Here is a 10,566-nt window from a genome sequence, read left to right as displayed (position 1 = left end):
GGGGCCGGCCTTGGGGGCGGGCCCCCGGCCACCCGGGGGCCCCGGCCCTTTGCCATGGGCGGGTACGGGGTCCGTGGGCGGGCTTGGCCTTGGCGGGCCCGCGCCTCCTCGTGTGGGCAATCGTCCCGCTGGGGCGGGACGGGTGGGCACACGGGACGGCGCGCTTGGCGGCGCCTCCGCTCCTTGTGCCTGGGCCCGCACCGGCTGTGCGCCGCACCACGGGTGCGGGTCGGGGCGCGGAAGCCTGGGCCCGGCCAGGGGCGAGGTCCGTTGTGCCCACCCGTTCCGCCCCAGCGGAACGAATGCCCACAACGGGGCGCGGAAGCCTTGGCCCGGCCGGGGGCCCGCAACCGTGGGGAGTGTTTCGTCCCGGCGGAGCGATTGCGCACAGCGGGGCGGGGGAGGCTGGGGGTGGGTGTGGCGAAGGCCCGGCGGTCCCGTGGTGGGGCGCCGGGCCTTCGGGGTGGGTCAGGCCTTGCGGAGGCGGAACGTCAGGGTCAGGGGCTCGTCCGTGAACGGGGTGCCGAACGTGTCGTCCCCCTCGCCCCGCGTCCAGTCCGTCGCCAGGACCTCGTCCGCGATCAGGTCCGCGTGGGCCGTGAGGGCCTCGACCGTCTCCGGGGAGTCCGCCTGCCAGCGCAGCGCGATGCGGTCGGCGACGTCCAGGCCGCTGTTCTTGCGGGCCTCCTGGATCAGGCGGATCGCGTCACGGGCCAGGCCCGCCTTGCGGAGCTCCGGGGTGATCTCCAGGTCCAGGGCGACCGTCGCGCCCGCGTCCGAGGCGACCGACCAGCCCTCGCGGGGGGTCTCCGTGATGATGATCTCCTCGGGGGTCAGCGTGATGTCCTCGCCGTTGACCGTGAGGGACGCCTCGCCCGAGCGCAGGGCCAGGGACAGGGCCGCCGCGTCCGCCGCCGCCACCGCCTTCGCCACGTCCTGGACGCCCTTGCCGAAGCGCTTGCCCAGGGCGCGGAAGTTCGCCTTGGCCGTCGTGTCGACGAGGGAGCCGCCCACCTCGGAGAGGGACGCCAGGGAGCTGACGTTCAGCTCCTCCGTGATCTGGGCCTGGAGCTCCGGCGAGAGGGCCGCGAAGCCCGTCGCCGCCACCAGCGCCCGGGAGAGCGGCTGGCGGGTCTTCACGCCCGACTCGGCGCGCGTCGCCCGGCCCAGCTCCACCAGGCGCCGGACGAGCAGCATCTGCTCGGAGAGCGTCTTGTCGATCTGCGCGGTGTCCGCCTCCGGCCAGGTGGCCAGGTGGACGGATTCCGGGGCGTCCGCGGTCACCGGCACCACCAGGTCCTGCCAGACCCGCTCCGTGATGAACGGGGTCAGCGGGGCCATCAGGCGCGTGACCGTCTCGATCACGTCGTGGAGGGTGCGCAGGGCCGCCTTGTCGCCCTGCCAGAAGCGGCGGCGCGAGCGGCGGACGTACCAGTTGGAGAGGTCGTCGACGAAGGCCGAGACGAGCTTGCCGGTGCGCTGGGTGTCGTACGACTCCATCGCCTCGGTGGTCTCGGCGACGAGCGTGTTCAGCTCGGACAGCAGCCACCGGTCGAGGACCGTGCGGTCGGCGGGGGCCGGGTCCGCGGCGGAGGGGGCCCAGCCGGACGTGCGGGCGTACAGCGCCTGGAAGGCCACCGTGTTCCAGTACGTCAGGAGGGTCTTGCGGACGACCTCCTGGATCGTGCCGTGGCCCACCCGGCGGGCCGCCCACGGGGAGCCGCCGGCCGCCATGAACCAGCGGACGGCGTCGGCGCCGTGCTGGTCCATCAGCGGGATCGGCTGGAGGATGTTGCCCAGGTGCTTGGACATCTTGCGGCCGTCCTCGGCGAGGATGTGGCCCAGGCAGACCACGTTCTCGTAGGACGACTTGTCGAAGACCAGCGTGCCGACGGCCATGAGGGTGTAGAACCAGCCGCGGGTCTGGTCGATGGCCTCGGAGATGAACTGCGCCGGGTAGCGGGACTCGAAGAGTTCCTTGTTCTCGTACGGGTAGCCGTACTGCGCGAACGGCATCGAGCCCGAGTCGTACCAGGCGTCGATGACCTCCGGGACCCGGGTGGACTCCAGGGAGCAGCCCTCGGCGGGGCAGGCGAAGGTCACCGCGTCGATGTACGGGCGGTGCGGGTCGAGCTCCGACTGGTCGGTGCCGGTCAGCTCGGTCAGTTCGGCGCGCGAACCCACGCAGGTCAGGTGGTCGTCCTCGCAGCGCCAGATCGGCAGCGGGGTGCCCCAGTAGCGGTTGCGGGAGAGCGCCCAGTCGACGTTGTTGGTCAGCCAGTCACCGAAGCGGCCGTGCTTGACCGAGTCGGGGAACCAGTTCGTCTTCTCGTTCTCTTCGAGCATGCGGTCCTTGACCGCGGTCGTGCGGATGTACCAGGACGGCTGCGCGTAGTACAGCAGCGCCGTGTGGCAGCGCCAGCAGTGCGGGTAGCTGTGCTCGTACGGGATGTGCCGGAAGAGCAGCCCGCGCGCGTCCAGGTCGGCGGTGAGGGCCTCGTCGGCCTTCTTGAAGAAGACGCCGCCGACCAGCGGCACGTCCTCCTCGAAGGTGCCGTCGGGGCGGACCGGGTTCACGACCGGCAGGCCGTACGCCTTGCAGACCTTGAGGTCGTCCTCACCGAAGGCGGGGGACTGGTGGACCAGACCCGTACCGTCCTCGGTCGTCACGTACTCGGCGTTGACGACGTAGTGCGCCGGCTCCGGGAACGCGACCAGCTCGAAGGGGCGCTGGTAGGTCCAGCGCTCCATCTCCGCGCCCGTGAAGGACTCGCCGGTGGTGACCCAGCCCTCGCCGAGGGCCTTCTCCAGCAGCGGCTGCGCGACGACGACCCGCTCGTCGCCGTCGGTGGCGACCACGTAGGTGACCTCGGGGTGGGCGGCGACGGCCGTGTTGGACACCAGGGTCCACGGGGTCGTCGTCCACACGAGGAGCGCCGCCTTGCCGGCCAGCGGGCCGGAGGTCAGCGGGAAGCGGACGTAGACGGAGGGGTCGACGACCGTCTCGTACCCCTGGGCCAGCTCGTGGTCGGAGAGGCCGGTGCCGCAGCGCGGGCACCAGGGGGCGACCCGGTGGTCCTGGACGAGGAGGTCCTTGTCGAAGATCTGCTTCAGGGACCACCAGACCGACTCGATGTACGAGGGGTCCATGGTCCGGTACGCGTCGTCGAGGTCGACCCAGTAGCCCATGCGGGTCGTCAGCTCGGCGAACGCGTCGGTGTGCCGGGTCACCGACTCACGGCACTTGTCGTTGAACTCGGCGATGCCGTACGCCTCGATGTCCTTCTTGCCGGAGAAGCCGAGCTCCTTCTCGACGGCGAGCTCGACCGGCAGGCCGTGGCAGTCCCAGCCGGCCTTGCGGGCCACGTGGTAGCCGCGCATGGTCCGGAAGCGGGGGAAGACGTCCTTGAAGACGCGGGCCTCGATGTGGTGCGCGCCGGGCATGCCGTTGGCGGTGGGCGGGCCCTCGTAGAACACCCACTCGGGGCGTCCTTCGGACTGCTCCAGGGTCTTGGCGAAGACCTTGCTCTCGTGCCAGAAATCGAGCACGGCGTGCTCCATCGCGGGCAGGTCGACCTGGGCGGGCACCTGGCGGTACTGCGGCGGTGTCATCGAGTTCCTCCGGCGGACTGTCGTCATTCCGTCGGAGGGACGAGAGAGCTGCTCCCGCGGTACCACCCTCCTTGGCCCGGGGCGCGGACGCCCTGAGCCCCCTCATTGGGGTCGCGACGCCAGGTCTAGTCGCCGCAGACTCCTGCGGCTTTCTTCCGACGGCTCCGGGGTGATGCTTCACATCGGGCTCGCCCCCGGGCTCTCACCGTCCCCGGGTCGCTCATGGCTGCGTACGACGCTACTCGTCCCCATCCAAGCCTTTCGCTCCGCCCAGTGTACGGGGCCCGAAGCGGGGTGGCAGACCGGTTTTCCCGTGACCCGAATGGCCATACGGGGCGGGCCGGACTTGGGGTGCGGCCATCTGGGGGAGGGGCGGGACGGATTACCCGGCGGGGAGCTGGGCACAACGGAGGCAGGTCCGCCCCGAGGGGTGCGGGGGCGGGGTGGGATCGGCGGCGAGCCCCGTTGCCGCGGGCCCTGGGCCGATTTATCGTCCCAGCACGATGCGCGAGCAAGATCACAAAATGTGAAGGGGCCGCGACATGGTGGCGAAGAAGACCGCCGCGAAGAAGACCTCGGCCGCCGGTTCCACCGGTTCGGCCGAGGGCGCCCAGGACGTGGCCGGGAAGAGGACGACGGTCGCGGAGCCGCCGACGGTCGCGAACAACGCGAGGAACACGAAGACGCCCGCCACGCGGAAGACCGTCGCGAAGAAGGCCGTCGCGAAGAAGGCCGTCGCCAAGAAGGCAGCGGCGAGGAAGGCCGTCGCCGGAGAGGCGGTCGCCGAGGAGGCGGGTGCCGTGTCGCAGGACGGCGGGGAGACGGTCGCGCCCGGGGCCGCCGCCCGGAAGACGTCCGCCAGGAAGGCGGCGAAGAAGGCGGTCGCCAAGAAGGCGCCCGCCGCGAAGAAGCAGACAGGAGCCAGGACGGTGGCAGCGAAGAAGACCGCGGGTGGCGTCACGACCGCCGGTGACGAGGCCGCCGTGCCTCCGGCCCGTACCGGCGAGCTCGCCGTGCGTCCCGGCGAGGATCCCTGGACCCCGGAAGAGGTCGCCGAGGCCCGCAGCGTGCTCCAGGCCGAGGTGCTGCGGCTCCGCAGCGAGCTCGTCCACTCGCAGGAGGAGCTGACCGGCCTCATGCGCGACTCGGGCGACGGCGCGGGGGACGACCAGGCCGACACCGGGACCAAGAACATCACCCGGGAGCACGAGCTGGCCCTCGCGGCCAACGCCCGGGAGATGCTGGAGCAGACCGAGCACGCCCTGGAGCGCCTCGACTCCGGCACGTACGGCCTCTGCGAGGTGTGCGGGAAGCCGATCGGCAAGGCGCGGATGCAGGCCTTCCCGCGGGCCACGCTCTGCGTCGAGGACAAGCAGCGGCAGGAGAGACGCGGCTGACGCTCTCGGCTGACGGTCTCGTACGCCTGTGCCGTACCCTCGGTGCACGGTCAGGCATCGAGGTCGAGGGACTCACTCACGTGGCAGAGGCGGAGCGCATCATCGGTACGCCGGATTCAGCAGGGGCCGACGAGACGGCCGCCTCCGACGAGACGGTGGCCGCCGACGGAACGGCCGCGCCCGACGACGGGTCGGCCGCTCCCGGGGAGCGGCCCCGGGGAAGGCGCAGGATCCTCGCCCTCTTCGTGGTGGCCGTCCTCGCCTACCTGCTCGACCTGGGCAGCAAGATGCTGGTGGTCGCCAAGCTGGAGGGCCGCGAGCCGATCCGGGTCATCGGCGACTGGCTGCGCTTCGACGCCATCCGGAACCCCGGTGCCGCGTTCGGCATGGGCGAGGCCTTCACGATCATCTTCACCTGCATCGCCGCCGCCGTGATCGTCGTGATCATCCGGCTCGCGCGGAAGCTCTACAGCCTGCCCTGGGCGATCGCGCTCGGTCTGCTGCTCGGCGGCGCGCTCGGCAACCTCACGGACCGGATCTTCCGCTCCCCGGGCGTCTTCGAGGGCGCGGTCGTCGACTTCATCGCCCCCGCGCATTTCGCCGTCTTCAACCTCGCCGACTCGGCGATCGTGTGCGGCGGCATCCTCATCGTGATCCTGTCGTTCCGGGGCCTGGACCCCGACGGCACCGTCCACAAGGACTGAGTGGATCTTGCCGCGAGGCCCGAGGTCCTCGCGGCAAGGCATACTCGACGGGTGAGTACGAGTCCCGAGATCCGCACGCTGCCCGTTCCCGATGGCCTGGAGGGCGAGCGCGTCGACGCCGCCATCGCCCGTATGTTCGGGTTCTCCCGTACGAAGGCGGCGGAGCTGGCCGCCGCAGGGAAGGTCCAGGTCGACGGCTCCGTCGTCGGCAAGTCCGAGCGGGTCAGCGGCGGCGCGTGGCTCGAGGTCGAGATGCCGGGCGCGGCCGCGCCGGTGCAGATCGTCGCCGAGCCCGTCGAGGGCATGGAGATCGTCCACGACGACGACGACATCGTCGTGATCATGAAGCCGGTCGGCGTCGCCGCGCACCCGAGCCCCGGCTGGACCGGCACCACGGTCATCGGCGGCCTCGCCGCCGCCGGGTACCGCATCTCCACCTCCGGCGCCGCGGAGCGCCAGGGCATCGTGCACCGCCTCGACGTCGGCACCTCCGGTCTGATGGTGGTCGCCAAGTCGGAGTACGCGTACACCTCGCTCAAGCGCCAGTTCAAGGAGCGCGTGGTCGACAAGCGCTACCACGCGCTGGTCCAGGGCCACCCCGACCCGATGAGCGGCACCATCGACGCCCCCATCGGCCGGCACCCGAACCACGACTACAAGTGGGCGGTCACCGCCGACGGCAAGGCCTCCGTCACGCACTACGACCTCATCGAGGCGTACCGCTCGGCCTCGCTGCTCGACATCAAGCTGGAGACGGGCCGCACCCACCAGATCCGGGTGCACATGTCCGCCCACCGCCACCCCTGCGTCGGCGACCTCACCTACGGCGCCGACCCGACGATCGCCAAGCGCCTCGGTCTGACCCGGCAGTGGCTGCACGCCGTCCGCCTCGGCTTCGAGCACCCCGGCGACGGCTCGTGGGTCGAGTTCGCCAGCACGTACCCCGAGGACCTCCGGAAGGCCCTGGACCGGATCGCGGCGGAGAGCCAGTGAGCGGCCCGTACAGCGTCCGCGAGGCGCTCGGCGCCGAGGACCGGGAGGCCTGCTTCGCGGTCCGCCGCGAGGTCTTCGTCGAGGAGCAGGGCGTTCCGCAGGAGCTGGAGTACGACACGTACGACGCGACGGCGGTGCACGTGCTCGCCGTGCGCGAGGACGGGCTGCCGCTGGGCACCGGCCGTCTCCTGTTCGGGGCGGACGCGGCCGGGAAGACCGGCGCCGACGCCTCCGTCGGTTCGCTCGGCCGCCTCGCGGTCTCCCAGGCCGCCCGCGGCCTCGGGGTCGGCGCGGCGCTCGTCCGGGCCGTCGAGGGCGTGGCGCGCGAGCGGGGTCTGACCGCCGTCGACCTGCACGCCCAGACCCACGCGCTCGGCTTCTACGAGCGGCTCGGCTACCAGGCGTACGGCCCCGAGTTCCCGGACGCGGACATGCCCCACCGGGCGATGCGAAGGGCCCTGTAGCACCCCCGCTCCTCCCGTGGCGCTCCCTGCCCCCGGTGGCGTCCGCCGCGTTCCGGCGTACGCAGGGGGCAGTGGCCGTGAAAACGGACATACGTGACAGGGTGGGGGCCGTGGATCAATTGGCCCTGTTGTTCTTGCTGCTGCTCGGCGCCCTGCTCACCGTGCCCCTCGGCGAGCGGCTCGGACTGCCCGCGCCCGTCCTGATGACCCTCATCGGGATCGTGCTGGCCCTGCTGCCCTTCGTGCCGAACGTCGAGATCCCGCCGGAGTTCATCCTCCCGCTGGTGCTGCCGCCGCTGCTCTACGCCTCCGTGCAGCGCACCTCCTGGCGCCAGTTCGCGGCGAACAGGCGCCCCATCTTCCTTCTCGCGGTCGCCCTCGTCTTCGTGACCACGGCCGCCGTGGGCGCGGTCGCGCACGTCCTCGTGCCCGGCATCTCGCTGGCCGCCGCGATCGCGCTCGGCGCCCTCGTCGCACCACCGGACCCGGTCGCGGCGACCGCGGTCGCCGGCTCGCTGGGGCTGCCGAGGCGGCTCGTGTCGATCCTGGAGGGCGAGGGCCTCTTCAACGACGTCACGGCGATCGTGCTCTACCACGTGGCGATCGCCGCCGTCGTCAGCGGCTCCTTCTCCTGGCCCGAGGCGATCGGCGAGTTCGTGCTGTCCGCGGTGGTCGCCATGCTCCTCGGCCTGGTGCTCGGCTGGCTCACCAACAAGCTCATCGGACTCCTGGGGGATGCCACCCTGCAGACCGGGCTCACCCTCCTCGTCCCCTTCGTGAGCTACGTCCTCGCCGAGGAACTGCACGGCTCCGGCGTCCTGGCGGTCCTCATCACCGCCCTCTTCCTCGCCGAGCACGCGGCCGACGCCGACGACGTCATGGGCCGGCTCGCCGGGCAGACGTTCTGGCAGATCGTCGACACCCTCGTCACCGGCATCGCCTTCGGGCTCATCGGCCTGGAGCTCGTCCACGTCTTCGGGGTGGCCGAGGGGCGCGGCCTGGAGATGCTCGGCTGGGGCGCCACCGTGGTCGCCGTGGTCGTCGGGGTCCGGCTGCTGTGGCTGCTGCCCGCCACCTGGCTCGCCAAGCGGCTCCACACGCGCCGGGACGTCGACGAGGAGATCCCGATGAGCTGGCGGGAGACCGTCGTCATGTGGTGGGCGGGGATGCGCGGGGTGGCCTCGGTGGCGCTCGCGCTCGCCATCCCGCTCCGCACCGACGACGGCGAGCCCTTCCCCGGCCGCGACGAGATCGTCTTCATCGCCTTCTGCGTGATCATCGCCACTCTCGTCTTCCAGGGGCTCACCCTGCCCTGGCTGGTCCGGAGGCTCGGGGTGCGGGCCGACGCCGACGCCGAGCGGGCCCTGGAGCGGGACCTCGCCATCCGGGCCGCGAAGGCCGCCCGGCGCAGGCTCAAGGAGATCGAGGAGGTCGAGGAGCTGCCCGAGGAGGTCCAGGAGCGGCTGCTGCGCGGGGCGTACGACATCGGGGCCCGGATCAGCCCGGACATGGTCGACGAGGAGCGGAGGGCGGCCTTCGTCGAGCGGACGAAGCGGTTCAAGGCGGTGCAGCGGATCCAACGGGAGCTGATGTCGGCCGCCCGGCACGAGGTGCTCGCGGCGCGCAGCGAGCCGGGCGCGGACCCGGAGGTGGTGGACCGGGTGCTGCGGCAGCTGGATGTGCGCAGCATGCGGTGACGGTCGCGCCGACGCGTTCGGTGACGGTCGGTGGTGGGTGGCAGGATGTCGGGTATGGACATCATGCTTTTCCACTCGGTGTACGGGCTGCGCCCGGCCGTCCGGGACGCGGCCGACCGGCTGCGGGCCGCCGGGCACCAGGTGTGGGTGCCGGACCTCTTCGACGGCTGGACCACCGGGTCGGTGGAGGAGGGCATGGCGAAGCGGGACGAGATCGGCAAGGACGAGCTGCTGAAGCGCGCGATCCTGGCCGCCGCCCCGTACTCGGAGCGCGGTCTGGTCTACGCGGGCTTCTCCTTCGGTGCCTCCGTCGCGCAGACCCTGGCCCTCGGCGACGAGAAGGCGCGCGGGCTGCTGCTGCTCCACGGCACCTCGGACCTCGCGCCGAACGTGTCGGTGGACGAGCTGCCCGTACAGCTGCACGTGGCCGAGCCCGACCCCTTCGAGACGGACGACTGGCTGTCCGCCTGGTACCTGCAGATGCGCAGGGCCGGGGCGGACGTGGAGGTCTACCGCTACCGGGGTGCGGGGCACCTGTACACGGACCCGGAGCTGCCGGACTGGGACGCGGAGGCGGCGGAGCGGACCTGGTCGGTGGCGCTGTCGTTCCTGGAGGACCTGTAGGGCCGGTCGTGACGCAGGGGTGTGGCCCCCGGGGAGTCCCCCGGGGGCCACACCCCTGTTCCGGTCGCTCCGTCAGGAGCGGTACGCGGCCCAGTGCTCGTTCATCCGGGTCACCTGGCCCGAGGTGAACTGGTACATGCAGGAGTCGTACGTGTAGTCCATGAAGTTGTGGATCGGGTCCACGCCGGCCTTGGTGGTGCAGGAGTCACGGCCGGTCGGGCACTCGTACGCCGGGCTCGACTCGGCGGGGGTGTCGGTGACCGAGTCGCCGGCGCCGTTGCAGCCGCCCTGGAACGTGTGGTAGAGGCCCATCCAGTGGCCGACCTCGTGCGTGGCGGTGTCGCCCTCGTTGTAGTTGGCCGCGGAGCCGCCCGGCAGCGAGGAGTCCAGGACGACCACGCCGTCCATCTTCGGCTGCGAGGCGTAGGAGGACGGGAAGGTCGCCCAGCCGAGGAGGCCGCCGCTCAGCTTGGCGGTGTAGAAGTTCAGCGCGCCCGCGCCGCCCTTGCGGAGGGTCTGCTTCATCTGCTTCTCGGCGTTGGAGCCGGAGGCCAGGTTGTACCAGGTGGAGTTGTTCGTGTAGTCGGTACCGGCCAGGGTGAACCGGTAGTTGGTGTTCACGTTGCCGGCGCCCTGGCCGCCGTAGGCGGCGTTGAGGACCGCCAGCTGGTTGTTGATGGCGGTGGCGGAGAGCTTGCCCGTCGTGCCGGAGTGGATGACGTGGAAGTAGACGGGGATGTTCACCGCGGCGGCGGCGGTGCCGGCGGAGGCGCTGAGGCGTCCCTGGGAACGGGCCGAGGCCAGCTTCTTTCTGAGGTCGTCGTCCATGGACTTGGCCTTGGCGGCCGTGACCTCGTTCGGCTCGGCGGCGTGGTGGTCCGCGCCACGCGCCTTGCGGGCGCCGGAGACGGCGTCGCCGCCGTCCACGCACTCCTCGGCGGAGGCGCCGGCCAGGGTGGCGGTGGTGGCGCCGCCCGCGACCGAGGGGGCGGAGAGGGGGGCCAGGGCCAGGGTTCCGGCCATGACGGCCGTACCGAATATCCGGCGGGACGTACGCGGGGATATGCGGACAAGA

The 10,566-nt window shown here is 71.8% G+C and carries 8 protein-coding genes; 6 read left to right on the top strand and 2 right to left on the bottom strand.

The annotated features are described in order from the left end of the window. Positions 1–468: 468 nt before the first annotated feature. The gene (gene ileS / locus ABT129_RS35530; protein ID WP_351909940.1) at positions 469–3,612 is read right to left on the bottom strand and encodes an isoleucine--tRNA ligase; all 3,144 of its coding nucleotides are present in this window, start codon (positions 3,610–3,612) and stop codon (positions 469–471) included. Between the two features lie 542 nt (positions 3,613–4,154). On the opposite strand from ileS, the gene ABT129_RS35525 reads away from it, so the two are divergent. The 6 genes from ABT129_RS35525 to ABT129_RS35500 all read left to right on the top strand — a co-directional run bounded on the left by ABT129_RS35525 (position 4,155) and on the right by ABT129_RS35500 (position 9,491). Next, the gene (locus ABT129_RS35525; RefSeq protein WP_351909938.1) at positions 4,155–5,009 is read left to right on the top strand and encodes a TraR/DksA family transcriptional regulator; all 855 of its coding nucleotides are present in this window, start codon (positions 4,155–4,157) and stop codon (positions 5,007–5,009) included. A gap of 80 nt (positions 5,010–5,089) precedes the next feature. Continuing rightward, positions 5,090–5,713, top strand: a complete 624-nt coding sequence (gene lspA, locus ABT129_RS35520; protein ID WP_351909936.1) for a signal peptidase II — start codon at positions 5,090–5,092, stop codon at positions 5,711–5,713. 51 nt (positions 5,714–5,764) lie between these two features. Beyond that, positions 5,765–6,706, top strand: a complete 942-nt coding sequence (locus tag ABT129_RS35515) for an RluA family pseudouridine synthase (RefSeq protein ID WP_351909934.1) — start codon at positions 5,765–5,767, stop codon at positions 6,704–6,706. Beyond that, positions 6,703–7,170 (top strand): GNAT family N-acetyltransferase, encoded by a 468-nt coding sequence (locus ABT129_RS35510; protein ID WP_351909932.1) that lies wholly within the window; start codon positions 6,703–6,705, stop codon positions 7,168–7,170. The genes ABT129_RS35515 and ABT129_RS35510 overlap by 4 nt, the downstream gene beginning before the upstream one ends. A gap of 110 nt (positions 7,171–7,280) precedes the next feature. Then, positions 7,281–8,867, top strand: coding sequence for a Na+/H+ antiporter (locus tag ABT129_RS35505; RefSeq protein ID WP_351909930.1), 1,587 nt, complete (start codon positions 7,281–7,283; stop codon positions 8,865–8,867). A 54-nt stretch (positions 8,868–8,921) separates the two neighbouring features. Then, positions 8,922–9,491 carry a dienelactone hydrolase family protein gene (locus ABT129_RS35500; RefSeq protein ID WP_351909928.1) on the top strand — a complete coding sequence of 190 codons (570 nt, stop codon included), beginning with the start codon at positions 8,922–8,924 and terminating at the stop codon, positions 9,489–9,491. A 72-nt stretch (positions 9,492–9,563) separates the two neighbouring features. On the opposite strand, the gene ABT129_RS35495 is transcribed toward ABT129_RS35500, so the two are convergent. Further along, positions 9,564–10,514 carry a zinc metalloprotease gene (locus ABT129_RS35495; RefSeq protein ID WP_351909950.1) on the bottom strand — a complete coding sequence of 317 codons (951 nt, stop codon included), beginning with the start codon at positions 10,512–10,514 and terminating at the stop codon, positions 9,564–9,566. Positions 10,515–10,566: the final 52 nt, after the last annotated feature.

Origin of the sequence: Streptomyces sp. NPDC002057 (assembly GCF_040296665.1) — a bacterium.
GTDB lineage: Bacteria > Actinomycetota > Actinomycetes > Streptomycetales > Streptomycetaceae > Streptomyces.
Note: the sequence above shows the minus strand (reverse complement) of the source record. Positions and strands in the feature narration are given on the sequence as shown.